Source organism: Mycolicibacterium arenosum (assembly GCF_024320865.1).
GTDB lineage: Bacteria > Actinomycetota > Actinomycetes > Mycobacteriales > Mycobacteriaceae > Mycobacterium > Mycobacterium arenosum.
The window spans coordinates 107,103-130,774 of the sequence record NZ_JANDBD010000017.1; the positions used below are offsets into that span (position 1 = coordinate 107,103).

A 23,672-nucleotide genomic window follows, 5' to 3' on the forward strand; every position below is an offset into this window, starting at 1 on the left:
TGGTTGGCATCGGTTGGCGAACGATTGCGGGCAAGAATGTAATCGCCACTGCTGCTTATCGTCTCGTTACCAGGGACGTGGTTCACGTGTCAGCGTGACATCCGCCCAAGTGTCGACTCGCCGGGCAATGGACGTGTGCGTATATACGTAGTAGGGCAGTATTTGGTCATGCCTAGTATTTCGACAGCGGCGATGACGACCCAGGCGATGGTGTTGTTCGTCGGTGATCACGTCCAATGGATCGAAGCGATCGCCGACCACTTCCGTACCGATGAGGTGTCCGTGGTGGTGGCCGCCGGCGGCGGTGAGGCGGTGGACGTCGCCCAACGCCGACAGCCTGGGTTCGTGGCGCTCGATGTCGATTCCCTGGGTGACTCGGCCGTGCAGGCGTGCCGTGGAATACGCGATGTTTGCGATGCCCACGTCACAATGTGGGCGAATGCGGGGAATGACAGCATCGTCGTCGCGGGCTTCCGCGCGGGCGCCGACGACGTCCTCACCGGCCCGCGCAGCAGTCGTGAGTTGGCTGCACGGGTGCGTGCCGCGCTGCGGAGATGGAATGCCTTCGAGGCCCGCACGCAGAGTGTCGGCGCCGCTGCACCACAACGATATTCGTACGGCTCGATGTCCGTCGACGTCGTTCGCCGTGAGGTCCGGGTGGCGGGTGAACGGATCGGAGTGACCCGTACGCAATTCGACATCCTGGTCGAACTGGCCAGGAGGCACGGTGCGGTGGTGACGCGCCAGGAACTGATCGAGGCGGTCTGGGGGTCGCACTCGAATGGCAACGCCGAGCGGGTCGGCGTACACATCGGTGCGTTGCGCCGCCGACTCGGCGACGATCTCGAGGAGCCGAGGCTGGTACTCAACGTACGTGGTGTCGGCTACCGGTTAGGCCTCGCGCACGACGGGATCGACGCGACCCCGTGCGGCGGCGTGGGGGCCATCCCGTTGAAGTCAGACGGACCCGGCCTGCAGTTCGCCCTGGGGCGGGGCTGAGCGTGGCCGTACGCGGAGAACGTTTCATCGCGGCAGTCGTCAGACAGTTGAGTCCTCACCGACACGACGCCCGAATCGGGAAACAGGCCGCCCGATACTGGTCGGCAGCGGACGGCGACGCGTCGTGGGAGTCGAATTCGCATTGGCGGCAGGGAATCGGCGACGATGCCTTCGAGGAGGTCGGGCGAGATCACTGGGAGATCTATCAGCGCTTCGCCCGTGCCCTGCGGATCCAGACTCCGGGCACCGTTATCGAATGGGGGGCGGGTGGCGGAGCCAATGCCGTGGCCTTCGCGCCGACTGCGCAGCGGTTCATCGCCGCGGACATCTCGCCAGACAACCTCGCCGAATGTGTTCGGCAGGTGGAGGCGGTGTGCAGCACGGCGGTGGACAGCAGGCACATCGATCTCGCCGACCCCGATTCTGCTACGGAGGGACTGCGGTCGGCTTGCAATACGTTTCTCTGTCTTTACGTCCTTGAATTGGCCGCCGGAGTCGACGCCGTGCGCACCATCCTCGGCATTGCAGAACGCGTTCTCCGGCCGGGCGGGATGGCGCTCGTGCAGACGAAGTACCACACCGGGGACAGTCGCACGCGCGGTAGGCCGGGCTGGCCTACACCCGCAACATGGCGCTGACCACGACGTTCACCATCGAGGAGTTTTGGCGACTCGCCGACGAATGCGGACTCGAGCCGAAGCTGATCACCCTCGTCCCGCACAACCGACTCGACAGCCGGTACGCCTACTACGCGCTGGTCAAACCTGGATCCGAGCTGGTTCCGCCAGCCGGACCACAATGACTCCAAACTCTTAGGGGCGGTAATCCCAAGGGTCCCGCGACCTTGGGGCAGAACGGCATCTAGACGTGTCGCGGCCGATCGGCCTACGAGACGGCACGGTTATAACGTTGCCGGACAACAGAAGTGGTCGTACCTAGCCCGATCTGTTGTCTCCGCGGAATGGCTCGGTGCGCCCGGTGCTATCCATCCCGCGCGAGTTTCCGAACTCGCGGTCCTCCGTGCGACACCTCCACCTTGATCGCATACCCCCTAGGGGTATATGGCGTTTCGCTTCACAATCTCACGTGCTAGAAGGACAGAACATGATGGACGACAACGAAAAGTCGGTGCAGATACCTCACAAGGGCGCGCACGGCGATCACAGCGCCGAACGTGACCACGGCGTTCAGCCGCATTCTGCACGCAGCGCCGGCGGCCACGAGGGTCACGCCGGGCATGGGGCGATCACGTCGCTCAATTCCGAAAACTGTTCTGGATCAACCTGATCATCGCCGTCCCGGTCGTGGGGTTCTCGACCATGTTCGGGATGCTGCTCGGCTACCAGCTCCCCGACATCCCCGGCGCTCGCTGGATCGCGCCGCTGCTGGGCACGCTCATGTACGTCGTCGGCGGACGTCCCTTCCTCACCGGCGCCGTCAGCGAAATCCGTTTCCGCAAACCGGGAATGATGCTGTTGATCGGACTGGCGATCACCGTCGCCTTCGTCGCGTCCTGGGGTGCCAGCTTGGGCGTGGTCGACCACGAACTCGAATTCTGGTGGGAACTGGCGCTGCTCATCGTCATCATGCTGCTCGGGCACTGGGTGGAGATGCGCTCCCTGGCTCAGACGACCTCCGCGCTGGACTCCCTGGCGGCGCTGCTTCCCGACGAGGCCGAGAAGGTCGACGGCGACCGCACCGTCACCGTCTCACCGGCCGACCTGCACGTCGGCGACGTCGTGATCGTCCGACCCGGCGGCAGCGTGCCAGCCGACGGCAGAATCGTCGACGGACGAGCCGACATGGACGAGTCGATGGTCACCGGCGAGTCCCGGCCGGTGGCCCGCGGCGTCGGTGACGCCGTCACCGCTGGCACCGTCGCCACCGCTTCCGGGTTGCGGGTCGAGATCACCGCCACCGGCGACGACACCGCCCTGGCCGGAATCCAACGTCTGGTGACCGAAGCGCAGAACTCGTCCTCGCGTGCCCAGCGACTCGCCGACCGCGCCGCCGGGTGGCTGTTCTGGTTCGCCCTGGTGACCGCCGCCATCACGGCCGTCGCGTGGTCGATCATCGGAGACCCCGACGCCTCCGTCGTCCGCGCGATCACCGTCCTGGTCATCGCCTGCCCCCACGCTCTGGGGTTGGCGATACCCCTGGTCGTGTCCATCGCCACCGAGCCACACTGCCGCGGCTCCATGTAACTGCTCAGACCTGCGGTAACGGCGAGGGCGCCGGACCCCGCCGTCGAGCCCGGTTCGGATAACGGCAGCGTGTTGGGCGCGCTAGCCACCGTTTCCCGACTCGGCTCCGGGTCTTCGTGTTTGACGCTCGAAGTCCGCGCAGAAAGGTCGACCGACACTCAGACGAGCCGCACACTTCGGTGGATGTCGACTGGTGCCACACCGAACATTTCGTGGAAGGCGCGGTTGGCGTGGGAGCTGTCGCTGAAGCCGGCGGCGTGCGCGGCGTCGGTGATCGTTCCTCCGTTGCGTGCCACTTGCATCGCGTGAATGAGCCGTGCCCACCGTACGTAAGCCGGGAACGACAGGCCGACGTCGCGGGCGAACATCCGCCCGAGCCGGTCAGCGGAGAGATGCACCGCGGAAGCGACGTCGGTGAGCCGCACCGGGCCGCTGAGCAGGTCCGGTATCAACGAGATTGCGGCGGCCACAGCGGGATGGGTGTGAACATCCACGATAGCAATCGCTTCGCGTCCGAGGAGCTGGGCGATGACGGCATCTGCAGCGGTCGAGAGATCGACTGGGAGAGCCAGATTCTCGGGGAGGTCCAAGGTGGCCGCCCGCCAAGCAGACACGTCCGTTCTCACGGACGGGTCAACGAGAGCCTCCGCACGGCGACCATGTGTGCTCGTGGCGTCCAGGTAGATCATGAGTCCGGTCGCGGAGCCGGCATCCACGGCGTGCAGCACCCCGGAGGGGATGATGGCTGAGCGGGAGTGCACGCTACTCCCGGTTGCGTCGGTGAAGAGAACCTGTCCATCGGACGCGACGGCGATCTGAACCGCCGCATGTGAATGACCGTGCGCGGCACCGAGGCGGCCACCGTAGATGAGCCGACCTGGCTCGATCACCGCTTTGCCCGACCACGTCACGTCCTGAGTATGCCAACGCCGGGATGAATGCCCGCGATACGACTTACGCGGGCTTGGCCGCGATGTCGCCCGATCTGTACATGCGCCGAGCGCGGTCCCTTCCGAGACTGAGGGCATGACGAAGACACTTGTTCGGTACGGATATGTGCCGTTGATGTTGATCGGTATCAACGGCGCGGCGATCGGCCTCGCCCACGCCCCCTGGGCTGAGCTATTGATGGCGGCGCTCATCATCGCGGCAATCGGACTGTCGTTCATGGCCGAGCGTGTGCTGCCGTACACCGAGGACTGGAACACTTCGATCGGTGACGGGCGCCGCGACGTGGCACACGCCTTCATCAACGAGACGTCGCTGCTCCTCACCGTCCTGGTGATCCCCCTGATGGCCGCCCTGTCGCCCTTCGGAGAGCGGTGGCCGGCGTCGCTGCCGTTCGTCGTGCAACTGCTGATCGCGATCGTGGTGACTGATCTCGGTGTGACGCTTGCGCACCTCGTCAGCCATAAGGTGGCGTGGCTGTGGCGTTTTCACGCCGTGCATCACAGCGTCAAACGGTTCTACGGCTTCAACGGGCTGATGAAGCACCCCCTTCATGGTGCTCTGGAACTCGCGGCCGGCACGATGCTGCTGCTCCTGCTCGGCATGCCTAAGGCAGTGGCCGAGGTGTTGACCGTGTGCATTGCGGTGCAGTTGCTTCTGCAGCACTCCAACGCCGACTACCGCACCGGCCCGCTGCGAAAGATGCTCGCGCTCAACGAGGGACATCGGTTTCACCATCTGAAGTGGGCGGGCATCGGCGACGTCAACTTCGGGCTCTTCACCCTCGTGTGGGACCACTTGCTGCGCACGTTCTCCTTCGACCCGCAGCGCCGGTTCAGCAGCGACGACCTCGGCATGGCCGCCAAGCCGAGTTATCCCGTCGGGTATCTGGCGCAGTTGGCTGAGCCGTTCCGCGCCACCGGCGCCTGTCAACTCAAAACGAGTGCTGACGGCGACAGTGTGCAGACCGCGGCGAGCCGGTCATGACCAACACCGTCTTCACCAACGCCCCCGTAATCGCCTGCGTTTGCAGGATCTGTCCATCTGCCGACGCGGTGGCCGTCGCCGATGGGCGCATCACCGCCGTCGGTAGCGATGCCCACGTCCGTGGCGCGGCGGCCCGGACGCGGAGGTGGTCGACCTCGACGGCGCCACGATGCTGCTGCACGGCGTGTAGACCAGATGCCACACCCGCCGTCAACGTCAGTGCGACGACGGCCGTTGTGCAACCTCGACATCCGCCAGCGGTATAGCGAGACGACTTCACGGCGATCATCCCCTTGATGGGTGACGGACGCTTCCACCCGATGAAGTTGTCCGGCGAAACGCCAGCGGGCTGGCAATGCTGACCAATCTTTAATTCATGGATAATGACAACTATCCATGTGTCTGGCGCAAGCGGCCGGGTGCGGGGGAGCGGTCCATCCCAGTAACGTTCGCCCGGTTCGCGGTCACGGCCAGATCGGCCAGCACCTGCAATTCGTGACGCCGACCGACGAAGACGGCGTGCGAGCATCTCCTCGCATGACCGCCACGGTGACACGACCTCGCCTCGTTGGTTGCCCGATCGGCTTTGACCACCGGCGCCCAATGCGCCACCGCGTCGCTGCGCGGCGGTCGCACGGATCCGCGCTGCGTCAGCCGCAGCGGAGTCGCCGCGACCGTGCTGAACATGGCGTGAGCAGAGCTGCGGTCGCTCGGCTGATCGTTTAGAGACCGCGCCGACGTGGCTGCCGGGTAGTGCGGGTATTGCGCTTCAGGCTCGGGCGCTAGCCGGCAACCCAACCGGCGCGGTGCACGGCTGCACACTAAGGCCCGATCTACGCTGCCGTAGTGGCCGCTGACTTGGGTACGGCGCTGATCTCGGCCAGTGCGGCCTTGGTCGGTTCGTTCATTGGTCTTTTGAGTGCGCAGCGCGCGGCGCGCGGCACTCGGGAATCCGATCGGCGGAAGCGTTGCGTTGACCGTGTTCTGAGCGCCATCACCAATCTCGAGAAAGCATTCGCGGAGTACGCGACGGCTGCGGTCGATGAGCGCGATTCGCCGAAGGTGGCGTTGCCACTCGAAGGTGCGTTGCGCGGCTACACGCAGGCTGTCGAGCTGCTCCACATCGAGTCTCTTCGCAACGCGGCAGTGCGTTACCAGGAAATGCTCACCCACTACTACCTGAGATACGGTCAACCGCGGGATGAACTCGACGCTGAACGAGCTGCGCCGACCCTGCAACAGCTCAACGACGAGCACTTCTACCTTGCAGGAAAACTCCGGAACTACGAGAAGACCTGAAGCCGATCGGCAACGTTGTGCACATCGGCGCGATCACGCAGGTAGCCTACGAACTCTTCATCTGATACGCCCGTGACAACCAGGCGTCGCGCGCGGCGATCGACAAGTATCGATCGGACGATCTCATCAGCAAACGACGCCGCGGCCGCAATAAGAGACTCGCAGTGCAGTTCTACTACGGCCTGAGACAGATCGCTTGGAAGGTCCTTGAGAATCTGCTGGGCCCTGGGGCGGGATCCGGCTAGTACCGGTGCTTCGAGTGAGATCACGTCGACATCCCTCCCCTGCGCTCCGGCTTGAACTCAGCGTAGATGACGGTGCCTGGAAAGGCGGCACCTACGCCTCGACACGCAACGCGGCCGCCGGCACTGTAACCGGTGGCCTTTCCGCTCCATGCTCGGAGCTGGCCTCGGTGGCGCCGAACGCGCTGTACGAGGTCGTCCAACCCGGTGCCGCGTCCGAGTGCGCCAGTGCCGGAGCACTCACGCAAGAAGGCCTTCTCCATGGCGTCGACCGGACCTTCGACCTCGTTGTGACGCGACAGGGTCTCCTGTAAGCCGTCTCCAGCATCAGCAATTGCGAAGGTGATCAGATCAGGCCTTTGGACCTGCATCGCTGCCCACCCTCCGCTAACTCCACTATGGTCTATAACGTTACTCACTACCTCTGACACGCCCTTGTAAAAGGACTTGGCATCGTCCCGGCTTTTGCCGACCGCGCAAAGGGCTTCGAACACTTGGTCAGCTAGGGCATCACCGGCGTCCCCATCGAAGCGTCGCAGCTCCGACAGGCGATGGGCGGTGTTACGTTCGCGCACTCTGGGGAGGTCGACCCTTGGGCAAAAACGCCTCAGGCACTCATCCAGGTGCATCCGCGACATGTAACTCCTCACATTCCGGTCAAGAGGTGGGGTGAACCTAACTGTTCTCCCTGTGGCCGCCGCATCTTCGGCGGTAGCCGCGACAACAACCAACCCCATCGGATCGATCCAAGCCACCCGCGAAAGGTCGATCCACACTTCGTCGTTGTCGGCCGGCGAGGTTTCAGACCAACGGTTGATGGAGTCCGCTGTCAGCGGCTCCAGTTCATCGGTATCGATGGGCGGCAGCAGATCCACCGCACGATCATGCACTGCGCCCTGACCGTTCCATCGATTGGCGCGGCGGCAAGCTAAGAACTCGTACCTCCGATTACGCGGCACGCATACTCTATGCCGGTCATGGTGGGGGTGTTTTAAGCGGCTGCGCTCGACGAAGCGGCGAGAGCAGTCGCCGGTGCGGAGTTACCAGACGCGCTGCGGATGTTCTATCTGTATGCGAGCCAACCCGCGCGAACTCTTTGGCGTCGCCGTAATGATCCCTCGGCGCCGCGAACCCGCGGCACTGGATTCGTAGCAATTGGCACTGGGGTCCGGTCCGGATGGCACTGGAGTCTGTTTCGGACGCTGGAGGCGTTCGCGACCGCCCGGTAGTTCACTGGTTAACCTGAACACATGAAGGAAGTGGTGGTGGCGACACCGGTCGAAGCCCGTGCCGAGGTCGTCGGCGTGCGCGGCGATCTTCCCCGGTTCGAGATCCTGATTCGCGACGAGTTGGCCGCCGTGGGGCTTCCCGCCGACGAGGTGTTTGTTGCGGTCCGCGAACGAGATTCAATGCTGATGAACATGCCCAGGCTGCTAAGCACCCTGGAACCCGAGGTGTTAGGGCGGTCGTACTACATCAGCAAGATGATCGCCGCCTGCTCGGTCGGGCTGTTCGATGCCGCGTTGAACTACCTCTGGGACGAGCTGGTCAACGAGTTACGTCGTCGGGTCGCAGGCTTCGACCTAGGTTACTTCTACGACATCGCTGCACCCAGCCCCGACCTGCGCAAGCACCTGCGGGACGAATCAGACCTGCCGCGCATCGACGACGCCAGCCTGCTGCGCGCCGCCCGTGAGATTGGCCTGCTCACCGACGTCGGCTATCAGCGCCTCGACCACATTCGGTTCATGCGCAACCACGCCAGTGCTGCCCATCCCAACCAGGTCACCCTCACCGGACTGGACCTTGCGAACTGGCTAGAGGTCTGCGTCCGCGAGGTGATCACCACTCCGCCCGACACCGTCACCGCGGCCACCGGCCGGTTGCTGGCCAATATCAAGAAGGAGCGGTTGGATTCCGATGCCGTGCGCGATGCCGCGGCGTTCTTTGACCAGCTGCCGTCCGAGCGCGCCGACACCCTGGCCAACGGCCTGTTCGGTCTCTATACCGACGCCCAGCGCACGCCAATCGTTGCCGACAACGTTCGGCTGTTGTGGCCCAAGCTGTGGCCCTTCGTCAGCGACACCGCAAGGCGCACGTTTGGAGTCCGGCATGCGCGTGCACGAGCTAGCGCCGAGACGGCGATCGCGACCTCTGCGCGCGAACTCGTTGACCTCGTCGACGGTGCCGCCTACCTCACCGAAGAAGTCCGTGCCGTTGAAATGGCTGAGGTGCTCGACGACCTGATGACCGCTCATCTGGGCCTGAACAACTTCTACACCGAGGCGTCGCCCGCCCGCCGACTCGAAGAGCTCACCGGGACCCAAGGTGTTATTCCCGAACCCGTCAGAAGCCACTACGTCCGCACCCTGGTTGAGGTCTTCCTCGGTAACGGTTACGGCGTCTCCTTCGCCGCCGACCCCGTCTACACCCGACTGCTGCAGATCCTCGACGGTCCAACGGCCGGGGCGGCCTTGCGACTGTTCCTGGAACCCAGTGAATGGTTGCGGCGTGCATACCGCACGACCTGATGACCAGTTAGGCGTCGTGCCACATCGCCCCCAAGAGTTCAGGCCGCCGTTGGTACCCGTGTACGAACACGACCGGCGAAACGTTACCTGTTAGTTCTGCGACGAGTTCGGTGCTGTCCGATGCGCCCAACTTCATTTTCATAGGGAGAGTATCCCGACTGGGAAGATGCCTAGCCCCGCCAGACTCGGTTCAGGATACATGCGTAAGACAGGATGTGATCACTCTCGTCTCTCTAGATCTAGACACAGGCTTGGGGCCGTAGCAAACTTTGGCCCAATCGTTCCGGGGCGATCGTGCAGGCTCTCCTTTGAACCGGAACTGATACGGCCGGGCCGCGTTGCGCCGGTCGAGCGCTCGCTCGCCGTTGAACCAGCGACGTCCTTGACTGGTCGGGCGGAAGAGCACTGTGCACGTCATGACGCTTGTATTCCGATCCTTCGCGACTGATCCCGGTGCGGGTTCGGCTGAGCCGGGCGGCCCAATGCATTTGGGCTCCGACGTTCATGACCCCGTGACGGTGCAGCGTCAGTGGGTCCGATGAATCACCGAGCAGGTCACCGCCGCCGCGAGGATGTTCTGTCAGACGAGTGGCCCACGTCGCCCGCGCCGCGGCATCGTCACCCCGTCGTTGATGTCCTCAGCGGTCACCGGCACACGATGGACGCCACGAAAACAAAATGAGTTGTCACCGTAGAGTCCGGCGTGGTGCCTGATGCCGGGATCGAAACGGCGGCCTTCCGCTTTTCTGGCGAACGCTCTACCAGCTGAGGGAGACGAACGCACGAGACCCCTGCATGGGGGGTGAGCTGCCCAAGACGGGTCGACGAGCGCGACGGATGCTCGTTGATCTAACGACTGCCGACAGCTGCGACCGGTCGATCGACCAGCGGGACGTCCGCTCCGGAGCCAGCGCGTGCCTCGGAGGGCCCCGCAAAGAGGTGGACATCAGCGGGGTAGCAGGACAATTCGACTTGCTCGCCGATCGAGGGGGCCGGCTGGCTGGTCTGCGTTGCGATCACCTGCCCGTCCACCAACACGTGCACTACGTTCTGGGATCCGGCGAGCTCGACCGAGGCGACCTCGCCGGTGAGGCGCCAGGTCCGCGAGCCGCCCAGTACGAAGTGCTCTGGACGCACCCCTAGGGTCGCGTCGCCGTTGAGTGCCGAGGGGGTGTGCTGGCCGAAGGCAGAGATACACGCGCCTTCGGCCAACGTGATCGCGAACGTGTTCATTGGTGGAGTCCCGAAGAACCGGCCGACGAAGCGGGTCGCGGGCCTGGTGTACAGTTCCCGGGCCGTGCCGACCTGTTGGACTACCCCGTGGTTGATCACCGCCACTCGGTCGGCCGACACCATCGCGTCGGACTGGTCGTGGGTTACGTGCAGAACTGTCGCCTCGGCGGCACGCAAGTGGCGGCCGATCTCCACCCGGAGGCTAAGTCGAAGTTGGGCGTCCAATCCGGACATCGGCTCGTCGAGAAGGACTATGCCAGAGTGCCGCGCCAACGCCCGGGCCAGCGATACGCGTTGCCGTTGCCCGCCGGACATCGCCTTGGGTAGCCGGTCGAGCAGCATGTCGATCTCCAGCCTGGAGGCGACGTCGCGGGCGCGCTCCTCGGCTGCGGTCCGCTTCATTCGCATGCCTCGGCGCAGCCCCAGCGTGATGTTCTCCATCGCGGTTAGGTGCGGGTAAAGAGCGTACTGCTGGAAAACCAAGGCGACGTCTCGGCGATGCGGTTCGATTCCCAACTGGGAGCATCCGTCGAACCGGACGTCGCCGCGGTCAGGAGGTTCGAGCCCGGCGATGACGCGAAGCATGGTGGACTTGCCCGAACCGGACGGCCCTAGAAGTGCCAGGTGCTCCCCCGGGTCGATCCGCAACTCGGCACCGGCCAGCGCGGTTACGTTGCCGAATGACTTGTGGATGTCGGTGACCTCGATGGTGCGCATTAGGGTCTCCAGATCGTGGCGGTGCGGGCAGCGGCGGTGTCGCTGCCGGCAGTGCTTTGGTTGGTTTGGCAGGTGTCGTCGGTGTCGCAGTCGGCGACCCGTCCCGCGTCGACTTGCCCGATCAATGCGGTGCTGACGATTGGGCCCCAAACCGGGCGAAGATGATTTCGAATGTGCCGGGGTCGACTAGCGGCTCGTCGGGCGAGGGGTATTTGGTCGAGGCCCAGTCCTGCAGCTCCTCCAGCGCCGGCTGGTAGAGCGCCTCTGGAACCGACCACTCCGGACTGTTGGTTCGGTGCTCGTATCGGACGAGCAGGCCCGCGCGGGTGATGGGCCGGTCCCAGCTGCCCACCTGGAGGCGCTGCACCTGGTCGCCGAGGTGGGTGAGTGTGTCGATGACCTGTGGTCCCCACGCACCCGGTGAGGAGGCGTCGTGGCCGAGCCGAGCCAGAATCTGCTTCCACTTGCGGTCCATCGACCTGGTCGGGCCCGATTCATCGTGTGGCTCGTGGCAGTAGCACAGTGTTCCTCCGGGCCGGAGCACGCGGATCAGCTCGTCAAGAGCCGCTTCCCACTCGGGGACCAGGTGCAGCACGTGTGCGCTGATCGCGACGTCGAAGCTGTCGTGTTCGAAGGGCAGCGCGCGGATGTCGGCGGTGTGCAGGTGCAGGCGGGCGGCATGCTGGGGCTCGAGATTGGCGCGTAGCTGTTCGAGCATCTTGACCGAGACGTCTACGCCCGTAAAGTCGAAGCCCCGCCGTACTAGCGGGAGGGCGATCCGACCACTTCCGATGCCATGCTCGAAGAAGCGGGTTTCCGACGTCGTGGCTGCGGTGGTCTCGACGATCAGCTCGGCGGCGCGGGCCTGGATCTCTTCTGGCAGCCCACGGGTGCGGTCGTAGAGGTGCGCGGCGCGGTCGAAGGAGATGGTGACTGGGTCGCTCATGGCTGGGTTTCTCTCCTCTAGAGTCACGGTTTGATCAAGCGGTCGATGGCGGTGTCCGTTTGCGCAACAGTGGGTTCCAGGGGCGCGCCGCGAACGAGTTGCTGGACCATGTCGACGACCGTCTTGTTGATCTTCGGAGTGGTCTGGCCAGGCCACCCGCCCCACTGCGTGACTTGCGGGTCGTAGGAGTAGGTGGTGCGTTGCTGGGGGGAGATGGCGGGGCTCGCGAGCAGGATCTGCTCGGCCCGCTCGTCGGTGGCGATGTATCCAGTGCTTAGCAGCCCCTTGGCGAGGACCTCGGGGTTGAGTAGCTCGCTGATCAGCGCGCTGGCGAACGCCGCCTGGCAGGGTTCTTGGCTGAGCACCAGCCAGCTGCTTCCTCCAGCCGGGAAGTTCGCCGCGCCGCCCTCGGGGACGGGCATTGGGGCAACACCCCAGTCGAACTTGGTTCCGATCTCGCTGGCCAGCGTCTCGGTGCGAGAGTTGGAGCTGATCAGTAGCGGGAGGTCGCCGCGATTGAACGCTGCTTGGGCGTCGGCGTCGGTCTGCTGGGTCATGAGGCCCTCGCCGGTCAATGCGGAATAGATGGAGATGCCGCTGATTCCCTGCGGCGTGTTGAATGCCGCTGTGCCGTCTGGAGCGACCAACTGACCGCCGGCGGACTGAACCGCAGCCTGCACGATCCAGTCGGCGTTGTCCTGGCTGCGGACATGGACCGGGGCAGCGTTAGTGATTGTTGCCAGCGCGCGGGCCGCTTGGTAGAGCTGTGGATAGGTCTGCGGCGGTCTCGCCGGATCGAGCGCAGCTTCGGCCATCCGGGTCTTGTTGTAGTAGAGCACGGGGATCGAGACCTCGATCGGAACGGCATAGACCTTGCCGTTGACCGTGCCGATGTCGAGATAGTTTCGCTTGTAGGTGTCACGTAATCGCGAGGTGTCGACTGAGGCAGGTTTGTAGGTGTCGACGAAGAACCGGATCTGGTTGTTGCCCACCTGCGCCACGTCGTACCTGGTTCCGGCGGCGGTGTCTGCGACGATCTGTCGGGTGAACTCGTCGTAGCTTTCGGCCGCGGTGGGCTTCCCCTTGACTGTCAGGCCGGGGAAGCGCTTCTCCATGGTGGCCTTCGCCGCCTGGAACGCGGGGTCCTCTTCTTGCTTATAGCTGGTGGTGACGGTGGCCCCGTTGGGGTTACAGTCCTCGATCGCCGCCGGTTGCGCGCCTTGTCCACCTGGCGGGCCGCCGGGGCCGGCGAGGTCGGACTGGCCGTTGCCGCACCCGGAGGCAATGAGCCCGATGGCAGCGATGATCGCGATCTGGTGTCGCATAACAACCTCCTAGTTGCGGTGTCAGCCCACAAGCTCGCCGCCGGACAACCCGGCAACGAATCGACGGCGGACGAAGAGAAACAGAACAAGAACCGGGACGGTGATCATGGCTGCGGCCGCGGTAAGCGCGCCGTAGTCGATGCCGAGTTCCGCGTTCTGGAAGACGGCTAAGGCCAGGGGTGGGGTGTATAAGCCGGGGTCTCGTGCCACAAGTAGTGGCCACAGGTAGTCGTTCCAGTGTGCGAACACCGAGAAGAGCACGAAGGTCAGGATCGCCGGCCGGGCCAGTGGAATGATCAGCTTGAACAGGATCGACAAGTGTCCGAGGCCGTCCATCCGGGCGGCTTCGAGCAGCGCGTCCGGGATGGTGACGATGTACTGGCGGATCAGGAACAGCCCGAAGGCGCTGGTCGCGAACGGGACGATCAGTGAGGCGAGAGTATTTACCAGGTCTAGCTGGCTCAGCGCAAGGAACATCGGCACGGCGCGAGCCTGGGTGGGCACCAGCAGTGCGACGAGCATCAGGCCGTAGAGCAGGTTGCGTGCTGGGAAACGGAGCTTGGCGAAGGCGTAGGCCGCCGGTATGCAGGTGAACAGCTGTAAGGCGAGGATGCCGAGCACGACGACGCCGCCGTTGAGCATCGCCCGACCCAGGTGCGCCTCATTCCAGGCGCGCACGTAGTTGTCGAGCGTCAGCGAACTCGGGAGCGGGTCGATGCCGGCGAAGAAGATCTCGTCTGTCGGGGCAAGCGACGTCCGCATCATCCAGTAGAACGGGAACAGCGATGCGGTGACCGCGACCGCGACCAGCAGCCAGCGCAACACCCTACCTCGCGGTGGGAGGGCTGCACGAACGCTCATGACGCACCTCGCAAGATGGCGCGGCGGCGGTACAAACCCAATGCCAGAAGGAACAGGAGGAGCAGGAACGACAGGGCAGAGGCCGCGCCGAGCTGAAAGTAGCCGAAGCCGATCCGCCAGGTGAGGCTGAGCACTGACTCCGTCTCGCCGAGCGGTCCACCGTCGGTCATCACCTGGACGGTTTCGAAGGTCTGCACGGTCTGCACGGTGGTGAGCACCACGGCGACCACCGTCGTGGTGCGCAGCATCGGCAGCGTGACGTCGCGCAGCTTCGCCCAGCCACGCACGCCGTCCATGGCCGCGGCCTCGTGGATGGCGGCCGGAATGGTGGTCAGCCCCGCGAGAAATAGCACCATGCAGAACGACGCCGACCGCCACACCCCCACCGAGGCAACCGTGGGTAGCGCCGTGGTGGCGTCGCCGAGGAAGTTGACCGGCGATACCCCGACCAGGCCGAGCGCCGCGTTCGCGAATCCGCCGTTCAAGGCGAATATCCATTCGAAGACCACGGCCATCGCCACCAGGTTTGCGGTTAGCGGCAAGAACAGCACTGCGGACACCCAACCCCTGCCACGGGAAAGGGAGTTGATCAGCAGCGCACCGCCCAGACCAAGCACCAGGCTGGGCAGGATGGTGATAGCGCAGTACAAAAAGGTGTTCCACACCGCCTGCTGGACGTCGCTATCGACGACGATCGCTTGGAAGTTGCCCAGCCCGACGAAGGTCCACTCATCGCCGGAGAGTGGGATCTGGAAGAAGCTGGCGAACAGGGACAACGCCGTGGGCACGTACTCGACCAGCAAGGTCAACACGACAGCCGGGGCAATAAGCACAAGTGCGGCCCTGGTGTGGCGGTTTCCGCGCCGTGACAGCGGAACGGTGGGGTTGGTATTGGACCGCGGTTCAGAAGCGATGATCGGCAAGGACACCCTCTGTCACCTCCAGCGCACGGTTGGCTCGGTCCTCGTTGGCAAACGCCACCGCCACGAACAGGGCGTCGAGCACGACTAGGTGGGCGAGGCGGCTAGACATCGCCTCGACTCGATAGGCGGTCTCGCGGCTGCCGGCGATCAGAACCACGTCGGCGACGTCGACCAGCGGTGAGTGCGCAAAGCTGGTGACCGCCAGCACCGCGGCACCGGCCTGCTTGGCTGCACGGGCAGCCGACACGGTCTCGCGGGTGGAGCCGGTGTGGCTGATCGCCACTGCGAGTTCGCTGGCGACCAACAGGCTCGCCCGCACGTGTTGGACGTGCACGTCCGCCGGTGCCTCGGTGTGCACCCCGATCGTCATCAGTCGGTTGGCGATGTCCTGGGCCAGGGGAGCGGAGGTGCCAACCCCAAGGAACAGGGTCTTGCCAGCCGTGCCGATCAGCTCCACGGCGGCGGTGAACCGGTCCGGATCGACGTAACCGGTGCCGGTGGCGACGGCCTCGCTGGCCGCGGCGATTACCTTTTTGAGGATGTCCGGTGGCACGTCGCCTGGGCCGACCTCGCCTTGAACGGCGCGGACTGGGCTGCCCCCGTCCCGGCTCAGCGCGATCTTGAGGTCCTGGAAGCCCTTGAAACCCAGGCTCTGGCAGCAGCGGACCACGGAGGACAACGCAGAGCCTGACTCGACGGCCACGTCACTGACCGAGTTGTAGATCAGTTCCTGGCCTCGCGCCAGCATGACCTCGGCGATCCGCCGTTCACCCGCCGAGAGGTGCACCATGCGAGCCTGAATGAGGGCGGCTACGGAGCCTGGGGGGCCGGAGAGGGTGCCGCCGCCGGTGCGGGTCTGAATGCCGGTCATCGCGCGCAGGCGGTCCCGTCGAGACGGGCGAGCCCGGCGTCCTCTCCACGTACACCAGTCACCGCCCGGACCCATTCCGAGATGACCGCCGACTTTCTTGCGTGCGATAGCTCACTTGCTCACCTTCACCCGATCAAATGAACAAACCGCGACGCTCGGCGAAAGTCCGGATGTCAATTCCGTGCAATCGGGAAGCTCTTTCCAAACGCTTCGCCCAACACGTAGTCCGCCGAGGTGATACCGACTCGTCATGGACGTCAGGTGTACGAGAGGTAGTGCTCCGACGCCACATCACCATGACGCCGGGCCAGTCGGGCGGATCGGTCGGACGACGCCCGTGGCCGGGTTCACCGCCGCGCCCCGCGGAGGACTGGTCGCCGGACTGCGCGAGAAGACCGGTGACGACGGCGCGGTGGATCACTTTCATGACGCCTGCAGAGCGCTACACCAACTTGCTCGGGCGCGCGAAGGGCGCGCTGATGAAGAACGAACAGATGATCTCCATGACCGAGACCGGCGGTTTGGGCACGGGCGGCTTTTGCGCCTTACCGGCGCGCCTTGAACCGCTTGCAGGCCAGGCGCTCCACTGATGGCGCCCTATCTGGTCGACGACGTTCTCGCTGCCGAACCACGTTCTACCGCTGCCGCTGATGAACTTCGTTCTACCGCCATTCACTTCACCGACGTCAGCTCCGAGCCAATGCAGCGGCGTCGATTGGTCGATTCACTGCGCCGTGGTGCCTAACGGCCGGCAGGTTGTGGTGAGGGTTCAATATCTCGGTGTGGCGCGGGCAAATGGCCGCTACCGGGTTGGTGGCGACTTTTTGCGGTTCGCCCTGTTGGGCATGAAGTTCGATCTGCGGACCCTCGCGCGAGAGCCTCACAGTCCGGGTCGCCGGGAGGCCCGCGAGGATACGACGTGAGACTCAGACGGTGAATGCGCTGCCCACCGCCAGCTCGCGGATGACCAAGCGCAGATCGTCAACCATGCGGTCCGGCTGTGTTGCCTGGAGTCGGCGTGGATGGTGATAGCCGCCGGAGAAGGCGATGCCTCGAACTCCCGCCGCTCGGGCCGCATCCATGTCGTAGTCGGTGTCACCGACGAACACGATCTCGGCGCCGAGGTCGTCGCTCAGCCGGCGCAAGTCGGAAGCCTTATCGTGCGACGGTGCAATCACCATCGACAGCCACCTCGTCAGGTTGAGGTATTTGGCGTCGTGTGCGATCACGTCGGTGTGAGCGCCGGACAGCACGATCACCGGGACCCGCCTTTGGTGACACCATTCCAGTAGGTCCCAGGCGCCGGGCTGAGGCTGCGGCCCATCGCCGATCAGCGCCGCGTTCCATTGTTCGATTGCGTCGTTCATCCGGTCGGTGGTTACTCCGAGTCGGGCGAAGAACTCGCGCAGCGGAAGCGAAAAGCGTTGCCGGAACTGCTTGGTCGTCAGCGGCGGCAACCCGTGCTGGGTGAGCACGTGATTGGTGGCGGCGGTGGCTCGCGCCGTGTCATTGACGACGGTGCCGTTCCAGTCGAGTACTAGAGCTTTGCAGCCCTCATCAGCGCGCATGCCGTTCTGTCTATCACCGGTACGGATGTTCCATCCGCAGAGGACAGAACTTTCATCCGCCGTCTTCACGCCACTCACCGGCCGTTTACTCGGATCGGTGACGGTGGGCACATGCGCGACTTCTCCGGCCCGCCTGGTTCGGTCACTGCCTCAGTCCGGGCACGCCTGTCGAGCTTGGCGCCGGGCGAGACCCGAATCGCCGACACGATGCTGACCATGGGCCGCGACCTGATCTATCGCTCGGTGAGTGACGTCGCCGAGGACGCTGGCACGTCGATCTCATCGGTGGTGCGGTGCTGTCAGCGGCTGGGATTCAAGGGGTTCCAGGACTTCAAGATCGCGCTCGCCCGTGATGGGGACACCGCGGTGCATGCGGTCAAGAACGACATCACCGACTCTGACGACCCGGCCGCAATCCGGGAGAAGGTGGTCGCGGCCGCCGTTGACGCGGTGGCCACCGGCGCAGGCTTCGTCGACGACGCCCAGTTCACCCGGGCCACACAGTTGCTGCGCGCGGCACGGCGGGTGCTCTTCTTGGGAGTCGGCACCTCCGCGCCGCTAGCGCAGGACGCGGCATATCGGATGGGCACCATCGGTGTGCCCGCCGAGGCCCCGACCGACGTGCACGTCCAGCATGTTCGCGCTGGCCTTTTGGGCGCGGGTGAGGTGGCCGTTGCGATCTCCCATACCGGCTCCACCCGGGAGACCGTCTCGTCCAGTCGGGCCGCCACGGGCGCCGGTGCGCAGCTGGTAGCGCTGACCAGCTTCGCCCGCTCCCCGCTAGTCGATCTCGCGGACGTGGTGCTGGTGGCCGGCAGTAGCGAGACCGCCTACCGCGTGGAAGCGAGGGCCAGTCGAATCGCGCACCTGATCGTCCTCGACGCATTGTTCGTAGCCCTCGCCTTCGCAGACGAGACCCGAGCCAACCGCAGCCTGGAGATCACCGAAAGTGTCCTAGCCGAGCACCGGTTCTGAAGCAGACAAAAAACGATCTAGGAGGTACCGCGCAGTGATCAAGGGTGAGGTAATGGCAAGAGGTGGCGGCCCAATGGACGGCATCCGGGTCAGCGACGGCGTGACCACGATTCAAACCAACGAGAACGGCGAATTCCAGCTGCCCGGGGACGGGGCGTTCGTCTTCGTGGTCCGGCCCACCGGTCAGGACTGCGCCCGATGGTTCGTCCAGGCGTCCACGCCGCGGATCGAGTTCGTCCTCGAGCCCGTTGAGCAACCCCTGCCGGCACGCCTGCTGCACGCGACCGACCTACACATCGTGAGCGCGGAGGACGCCGATCACGCCCGCAACCTCGAGCGTGCGACCCCTGCCGTGATGCGCCGAGCGTTCGCCGATCTCGTCGAACGGTTCGCGCCGATCCACCGCATCCTGCTGACCGGAGATCTGGCCAGCCTCGGCACGCCGGACGCGTACGCGGCGTTGGGGGAGGGCCTGGACCCCGCGCTGCCCTTCGTATTGCTGCCCGGAAACGACGACCACAAGGACGGGGTCGGCGGCTATCCCCACTTCGCCATGCGAATCACCCGCGAGAATTATTTGATCAACGGCGAGTCGCCGAAGCGGTGGGAGGACGAGGTCGGGCCGCGCTGGTTTTCCCTCGACCACGCCGGGCTGCACATCGTCGCGATCGACTGGAACACCCATGAGCGTGACCTGGACCGCGATCAGCAACGGAAGTGGCTGATCGGTGACCTGGGGGCCTGCCACAATGGTCAGCCCTGGATTCTGCTGTGCCACGACATCCCGGACGAGTCGTTCTTCGACGGCCTGCCCTCGCAGCCGTTGGCCACGTTCTCTGGGCATTGGCACACCGACCGAGTGGTCCGGGTCGGTGAAACACTGCATGTCAACACCCCGCCGGCGTTGTTTGGGGGTTTGGACTATAGCCCGCCGACGGTGCGGTCGATTGCCTGGGACGGCACCGGGTTGAGCCTGTGGACCAACCGAACCTACGCCAGCTCGACGTCGCGCACGGGCCACGAGCCTGGTGCGGCTCGGTGGTCGGTACCGCTGCCGGGGTGTGGCGGTCTGGGCGGACCGGTCGGGGACACCGAGTTGGTGGTCGCAGCTACCTGGGACAGCGACCGCTCCGTCGGATATGTGACCGCGTTGGACACCGTGACCGGCGAGCAGCGATGGCAGGCCCGCACCGGTGCGCCGGTGCAGGGCCCGCCGCTGCTGGCCGGCGATACCGTGGTCGTACAGGACGTCAGCGGCACGAGTTGGGCATGGGCGGCCGCGGACGGCACGGCGCGCTGGCAGGTGCCCTCGACGCGGCCACTGCGCCAGTGGTGCTGGACGGCCCCGGTCCTGTCCGGCGATCTCGTGGTTCTAGGCGGCATGACCGACCTCTACGCCGTGGCGTTGAGCACTGGTGAGCTGGTGTGGCGGGCGGCGCGCTTCGCACCTCACTTCAACTTCGTCGGCTTGTCCGGGCCGGTCGTGGCCGGCGACACCGTGCTTCTCGGTAGCTGGCCGATGCGCCCCGCTCTGTGGGCCTTCGACGTCGCGACCGGCGACGTGCGATGGCGCCTGGACGATCCGTCCGACGGGGAGACGCCGACTCGGACGGTGCCCGGTCGGGGCCCCGACTTTTCTCGTTACGCGGCGAATGCCAGCGCCTTGGTGGTCCCAGATTCACTGTCTCCCAAAGGGCCTGGCTGCCTCGACGGTGAACGTGTGTACTTCAACACGGGCCTGGGATTATTGGCTATCGATGTCCGGGGAGGCGCGGTCGCGTGGTTGGCCGAACTGGGTCACCTCGAGGCACCGACCCGTCCGACTCGCACCTGGCACGGAGTGGTCACCGTGGCCGCGCCGGATCACGTCATTTGTGTCAGCGCGGATGCCGGTGCCGAGCTGTGGCGAACAGCGGTCGAGGGATCCGTCGAACCTCGGATGCCGGGCCGCAGCAAACCCCACGGCCCGCTGCTCGGCGGTGCGACGATCGCGGGGCGATGGTTGGCGGTTCCCGGTCTGGATGGGCTGTTACGAGTCCTCGATCCAGTGAACGGCCGGATCATTGGCGAGGTCAACCAGGGCGGCGAGTCGGCGGCGACGCCGCTGGCGGTAGCTGATGACGTCATCCTCTTACGGACAGACGGCATGCTCGTTCGTCTCGGAACGCAACCGTGACGGTTACCCAACACATTCAGGCCGACTCTGGGGCAAGCCGGAACGGGATCGGCGATACCGGCGTGAGGTGCGGGCCGTGCTGCTGGCGACAGCTCCGGTGGCGCTTGGCACTGTCCGGCGCGAGCCGACGGTCAGCAGCACCGCGGCCGTCGACGCCCTCGAAGAAGTACAAGTAACCGACGAAAGAAGGATGACATGGCTAACAAGTATGAGTTGACGATCTCGTTCGACCAGGTGGCCCACCTCTACGACGAGACCCGCGGCCTCCCGCCCGATGTGAGCGAGCAGGTCACCGAGGCGATAGTCCGGATCACCGGCGCCGGGTCCGGCACGCGGTTCTTCGAGCACGGCATCGGCACGGGGCGGATGGCCCTGCCACTGATCGCCCGTGGCTTCGACGTCACCGGCGTGGACATCTCCACCAAGATGCTCGACACGCTCCGCCGACAGCTCGACCCCGAAGCGGCCGCCAAACTGCACCTCCGCGAAGCCGACGTCCGTGAGCTTCCCTACGCCGATGCCAGTTTCGATGTTGGCATTAGTGCACTCCTGCTGCACCTGGTGCCGGAATGGCGTTTGGCCCTCCGTGAACTCATTCGGGTGCTCAAGCCCGGCGGCTACCTGTGCTACGCCCACCAGAAACCGGCAGACGCGGCTCCGAGCACGATCGTCGACGAGCGTTGGGTACAGATCAACGCAGGCCTCGGGCTAGACATCACGTCGCCGGGTGCGACGGTCTCGCAGGTCATTGATGAACTCGCCGCACAGCACATCAGTGTCGAACAGCACCGCATCAGCGCGTGGGACCACCCCGTCACCGTCGCCGGGCTGCTTCAACGCTACCGGCGGCGTACCCATAGCCCCGACTGGCGAACACCCGACGACGTTCACGCACAGGCCGTGGCGGAGCTGTCGGCTTGGGCCACAACGACGTACCTCGACCACCACGAGTCGATGTCCAACCCGATCGCCTTCGACATCATCACCGCCCGAATCCCGAAGACAAGTGAGATCTAATACCGTGGAATCGACATCGAGCGGGTCGAAAAGTCCTCAGACAATGTCACCTCGATGCGTGACGCCACACTCTAAAAGCGGAGGTCATAGCCCTGGTCCCGAGTGCGGCTGCGGGAGCGGTGGATGCCGAGGTCGCGATCGATGGCCCGGTCCCGCTTTCGGCGTTCAGCCCTCTGGTAGGCGGTGCGGCGGCGGGTGACGGTCTGCTGGTGCTCGCAGACCAGGGAAGCCACCCTCTCGGGTAGCAGTTCACTTGGGTGTCGGACGCGCACTCCCGGTTGGCCTACTCAAAACTGCTGACTGATGAACGCGAAGACACCGCCGCCGATTTCTGGCTACGCGCCATCACCAAATTCAACGAAATGTGGGTTCACCGTACGGAATGTGTCGACAGACAACGGCTAATGCTATCGGTCCCACACATTCCGAGACGCTCTCGGGGGATCGAACACCGCCGCACCCGCCCCCACCGTCCGGAGACCAACGGCAATGTGGAGCGGTTTTACCGCACCCTGGCCGATGAATTGGCCTACCCTGGCTCGACATCAGTGACGCAGACCGCTGCGCGGAATTCCCGCGCTGGCGGCACTTCTATAATCATCACCGCGGTCACACCGCGCTCGGAGGCCAACCACCAGCCAGCCGCGTACCTAACCTCCAGGTCAGTAAGACTAATCATGCCTCGTCGCGGGTGCGACTCGTCCCCGAGACGGCGGATTGGGCAGTCGCCCGGCGCGCGAGTGACTGCGCATGACGTCACCTTGGACCGTGACTCGAACTCAAGGTCCAACTGCATCGGGTTTGGATGATGCTGTCGTGCCTCTACGCCGCGGGATAGACGGCATTTCTTACAACGATACGTCACTGTGACAAATCGATGGTCACAGGGAACGCTCTTGCCGCTGGCGCGTGGGCGCGGAAGTTTGGTGAAAATCGGTGGAACTCTGTTTCAAGATAGTGCCCGGTATGGGTGGAAGCGGGGTGGGTAGTGCACTACTGAATGCTCTGTTTGCGGAAGGGCGCGGCACGAATGGCATTATCGGCGCGTGGCCTGCGCACACCGTGCCTTGGAGTTCGACCGCGACGAAGCACGCTGAAGACCGCAACGCTAGAGGTACGCACGGCCATAACGTCACTGTGACGTATTGGTCGCTCCAAGCTTCGCTCCCGCATCCGGAATCGGTAGGCGTCATGGATAATCTTCATTATCCATGAAACTTGTCTGTCGGGCGGTTCACGCGCGTCCGGAGCCCTTTCGCCTCGCTTCAAAGGGCCGGCGAACCACCCTCGGCGGGGGTCATAGGGACCTAGGCGTCAGATAGCGTGCGATGATCCCGCGGCGCTGCTAGCCGTTCCTGTAGTCGGCAAACGCTTCATCGATGGACCATCCCTGCGGCTGATACTTTTCGGCCCAGAGCCCACCGAATGCCTTCTGGGTACTTGCGGTGATGCCGACTACCCGTTGCGCGTAGAAGTAGCCTTCGGCGACGCGAGCGTCGCGTTCTCTGCGTCGAGCCTCTTCTTCCCAGCTCTCGGCAAATTGCTGAGCCGCAGCCAGCGATTGATAGTCTCCCGAATACACCCAATGGTCCGCTTCCCTAATGCCCAGCGCCCAGACGGGATCTGGATCTGTTGGGACGGCGATAGGGATCAGGTATTCGCGGTCAGAACTCTGCGCGTACAGGTCACACGTCAGGGGGCCTATCGGTATGCGCCCCGGCCCCTGGTGTCCGTTCTCATTGAATCTGGGGCACATTTACTAGTCTGACCTGCATTGCCCCAGATTGGATGAGAATTTCGATCGCGACGTTTCTCATTGAATCTGGGGCAACCCTGCTTCCGCGCCCGGC

21 protein-coding genes and 2 pseudogenes are annotated in these 23,672 nt (G+C 64.7%); 12 read left to right on the forward strand and 11 right to left on the reverse strand.

Annotated elements, in window-relative coordinates; genetic code table 11:
- The first annotated feature begins 207 nt into the window (after positions 1-207).
- From NM203_RS30680 to NM203_RS30695, 4 genes and pseudogenes are all read left to right on the forward strand, one after another.
- Positions 208-999 (forward strand): winged helix-turn-helix domain-containing protein, encoded by a 792-nt coding sequence (locus NM203_RS30680; protein WP_303625472.1) that lies wholly within the window; start codon positions 208-210, stop codon positions 997-999.
- Between the two features lie 47 nt (positions 1,000-1,046).
- Positions 1,047-1,637, forward strand: coding sequence for a methyltransferase domain-containing protein (locus tag NM203_RS30685; protein WP_255064613.1), 591 nt, complete (start codon positions 1,047-1,049; stop codon positions 1,635-1,637).
- Entirely contained in the window at positions 1,628-1,801 is a 174-nt protein-coding gene (locus NM203_RS30690; RefSeq protein WP_255064614.1) for a hypothetical protein, read from the forward strand. The genes NM203_RS30685 and NM203_RS30690 overlap by 10 nt, the downstream gene beginning before the upstream one ends.
- 302 nt (positions 1,802-2,103) lie before the next feature.
- Positions 2,104-3,200 (forward strand): annotated as a pseudogene (locus tag NM203_RS30695) (HAD-IC family P-type ATPase); the annotation flags it as partial.
- Between the two features lie 161 nt (positions 3,201-3,361).
- Here NM203_RS30695 and NM203_RS30700 read toward each other — a convergent pair.
- Positions 3,362-4,114, reverse strand: coding sequence for a helix-turn-helix transcriptional regulator (locus tag NM203_RS30700; RefSeq protein ID WP_255064615.1), 753 nt, complete (start codon positions 4,112-4,114; stop codon positions 3,362-3,364).
- A gap of 115 nt (positions 4,115-4,229) precedes the next feature.
- On the opposite strand from NM203_RS30700, the gene NM203_RS30705 reads away from it, so the two are divergent.
- Entirely contained in the window at positions 4,230-5,138 is a 909-nt protein-coding gene (locus NM203_RS30705) for a sterol desaturase family protein (RefSeq protein ID WP_255064616.1), read from the forward strand.
- 846 nt (positions 5,139-5,984) lie between these two features.
- The gene (locus tag NM203_RS30710) at positions 5,985-6,437 is read left to right on the forward strand and encodes a hypothetical protein (RefSeq protein ID WP_255064617.1); all 453 of its coding nucleotides are present in this window, start codon (positions 5,985-5,987) and stop codon (positions 6,435-6,437) included.
- Here the strand turns inward: NM203_RS30710 and NM203_RS30715 are convergent.
- Positions 6,422-6,706: a hypothetical protein gene (locus NM203_RS30715; protein WP_255064618.1), complete on the reverse strand. Its 285-nt coding sequence runs from the start codon at positions 6,704-6,706 to the stop codon at positions 6,422-6,424. The two genes, NM203_RS30710 and NM203_RS30715, sit on opposite strands and share 16 nt — an antisense overlap.
- Entirely contained in the window at positions 6,703-7,554 is an 852-nt protein-coding gene (locus NM203_RS30720) for an ATP-binding protein (RefSeq protein ID WP_255064619.1), read from the reverse strand. The genes NM203_RS30715 and NM203_RS30720 overlap by 4 nt, the downstream gene beginning before the upstream one ends.
- Before the next feature lie 375 nt (positions 7,555-7,929).
- On the opposite strand from NM203_RS30720, the gene NM203_RS30725 reads away from it, so the two are divergent.
- Positions 7,930-9,210 carry a hypothetical protein gene (locus tag NM203_RS30725; RefSeq protein WP_255064620.1) on the forward strand — a complete coding sequence of 427 codons (1,281 nt, stop codon included), beginning with the start codon at positions 7,930-7,932 and terminating at the stop codon, positions 9,208-9,210.
- A gap of 849 nt (positions 9,211-10,059) precedes the next feature.
- On the opposite strand, the gene NM203_RS30730 is transcribed toward NM203_RS30725, so the two are convergent.
- From NM203_RS30730 to NM203_RS30755, 6 genes are all read right to left on the reverse strand, one after another.
- Positions 10,060-11,160 (reverse strand): ABC transporter ATP-binding protein, encoded by a 1,101-nt coding sequence (locus tag NM203_RS30730; RefSeq protein ID WP_255064621.1) that lies wholly within the window; start codon positions 11,158-11,160, stop codon positions 10,060-10,062.
- Positions 11,161-11,281: 121 nt separating this feature from the next.
- Entirely contained in the window at positions 11,282-12,133 is an 852-nt protein-coding gene (locus tag NM203_RS30735) for a class I SAM-dependent methyltransferase (protein WP_255064622.1), read from the reverse strand.
- Positions 12,130-13,431 (reverse strand): extracellular solute-binding protein, encoded by a 1,302-nt coding sequence (locus NM203_RS30740; RefSeq protein ID WP_255064623.1) that lies wholly within the window; start codon positions 13,429-13,431, stop codon positions 12,130-12,132. The genes NM203_RS30735 and NM203_RS30740 overlap by 4 nt, the downstream gene beginning before the upstream one ends.
- A 21-nt stretch (positions 13,432-13,452) precedes the next feature.
- Positions 13,453-14,256 (reverse strand): carbohydrate ABC transporter permease, encoded by an 804-nt coding sequence (locus NM203_RS30745; protein WP_255064646.1) that lies wholly within the window; start codon positions 14,254-14,256, stop codon positions 13,453-13,455.
- Between the two features lie 32 nt (positions 14,257-14,288).
- Positions 14,289-15,221 carry a carbohydrate ABC transporter permease gene (locus NM203_RS30750; protein WP_255064624.1) on the reverse strand — a complete coding sequence of 311 codons (933 nt, stop codon included), beginning with the start codon at positions 15,219-15,221 and terminating at the stop codon, positions 14,289-14,291.
- Entirely contained in the window at positions 15,196-16,086 is an 891-nt protein-coding gene (locus NM203_RS30755) for a MurR/RpiR family transcriptional regulator (protein ID WP_255064625.1), read from the reverse strand. Before NM203_RS30755 ends, NM203_RS30750 begins: the two co-directional genes overlap by 26 nt.
- Positions 16,087-16,511: 425 nt before the next feature.
- Between NM203_RS30755 and NM203_RS30760 the strand changes: the two genes are divergently transcribed.
- On the forward strand, positions 16,512-16,676 hold the full coding sequence (locus tag NM203_RS30760) for a hypothetical protein (RefSeq protein WP_255064626.1): 165 nt from the start codon (positions 16,512-16,514) through the stop codon (positions 16,674-16,676).
- A 336-nt stretch (positions 16,677-17,012) separates the two neighbouring features.
- Here the strand turns inward: NM203_RS30760 and NM203_RS30765 are convergent, their stop codons facing one another.
- Positions 17,013-17,765: an HAD family hydrolase gene (locus NM203_RS30765; protein ID WP_255064628.1), complete on the reverse strand. Its 753-nt coding sequence runs from the start codon at positions 17,763-17,765 to the stop codon at positions 17,013-17,015.
- Between NM203_RS30765 and NM203_RS30770 the strand changes: the two genes are divergently transcribed.
- The 4 genes and pseudogenes from NM203_RS30770 to NM203_RS30785 all read left to right on the forward strand — a co-directional run.
- Positions 17,766-18,629, forward strand: a complete 864-nt coding sequence (locus tag NM203_RS30770; RefSeq protein WP_255064630.1) for a MurR/RpiR family transcriptional regulator — start codon at positions 17,766-17,768, stop codon at positions 18,627-18,629.
- Positions 18,630-18,702: 73 nt separating this feature from the next.
- Positions 18,703-20,805: a BamB-related PQQ repeat family beta-propellar protein gene (locus tag NM203_RS30775; protein WP_255064632.1), complete on the forward strand. Its 2,103-nt coding sequence runs from the start codon at positions 18,703-18,705 to the stop codon at positions 20,803-20,805.
- A gap of 195 nt (positions 20,806-21,000) precedes the next feature.
- Positions 21,001-21,822, forward strand: coding sequence for a class I SAM-dependent methyltransferase (locus NM203_RS30780; protein ID WP_255064633.1), 822 nt, complete (start codon positions 21,001-21,003; stop codon positions 21,820-21,822).
- Positions 21,823-22,085: 263 nt separating this feature from the next.
- Positions 22,086-22,480 (forward strand): annotated as a pseudogene (locus tag NM203_RS30785) (integrase core domain-containing protein); the annotation flags it as partial.
- 687 nt (positions 22,481-23,167) lie between these two features.
- On the opposite strand, the gene NM203_RS30790 reads toward NM203_RS30785, so the two are convergent.
- Positions 23,168-23,404: a hypothetical protein gene (locus NM203_RS30790; protein WP_255064634.1), complete on the reverse strand. Its 237-nt coding sequence runs from the start codon at positions 23,402-23,404 to the stop codon at positions 23,168-23,170.
- Positions 23,405-23,672 lie beyond the last annotated feature (268 nt).

Coding starts and splice junctions, on each gene's coding strand:
- NM203_RS30680 (WP_303625472.1), top strand. CDS start 208: ATGGTGTTGTTCGTCGGTGATCACGTCCAATGGATCGAAGCGATCGCC.
- NM203_RS30690 (WP_255064614.1), top strand. CDS start 1,628: ATGGCGCTGACCACGACGTTCACCATCGAGGAGTTTTGGCGACTCGCC.
- NM203_RS30705 (WP_255064616.1), top strand. CDS start 4,230: ATGACGAAGACACTTGTTCGGTACGGATATGTGCCGTTGATGTTGATC.
- NM203_RS30725 (WP_255064620.1), top strand. CDS start 7,930: ATGAAGGAAGTGGTGGTGGCGACACCGGTCGAAGCCCGTGCCGAGGTC.
- NM203_RS30730 (WP_255064621.1), bottom strand. CDS start 11,160: ATGCGCACCATCGAGGTCACCGACATCCACAAGTCATTCGGCAACGTA.
- NM203_RS30740 (WP_255064623.1), bottom strand. CDS start 13,431: ATGCGACACCAGATCGCGATCATCGCTGCCATCGGGCTCATTGCCTCC.
- NM203_RS30755 (WP_255064625.1), bottom strand. CDS start 16,086: ATGACCGGCATTCAGACCCGCACCGGCGGCGGCACCCTCTCCGGCCCC.
- NM203_RS30760 (WP_255064626.1), top strand. CDS start 16,512: ATGACGCCTGCAGAGCGCTACACCAACTTGCTCGGGCGCGCGAAGGGC.
- NM203_RS30770 (WP_255064630.1), top strand. CDS start 17,766: ATGCGCGACTTCTCCGGCCCGCCTGGTTCGGTCACTGCCTCAGTCCGG.
- NM203_RS30775 (WP_255064632.1), top strand. CDS start 18,703: ATGGACGGCATCCGGGTCAGCGACGGCGTGACCACGATTCAAACCAAC.
- NM203_RS30780 (WP_255064633.1), top strand. CDS start 21,001: ATGGCTAACAAGTATGAGTTGACGATCTCGTTCGACCAGGTGGCCCAC.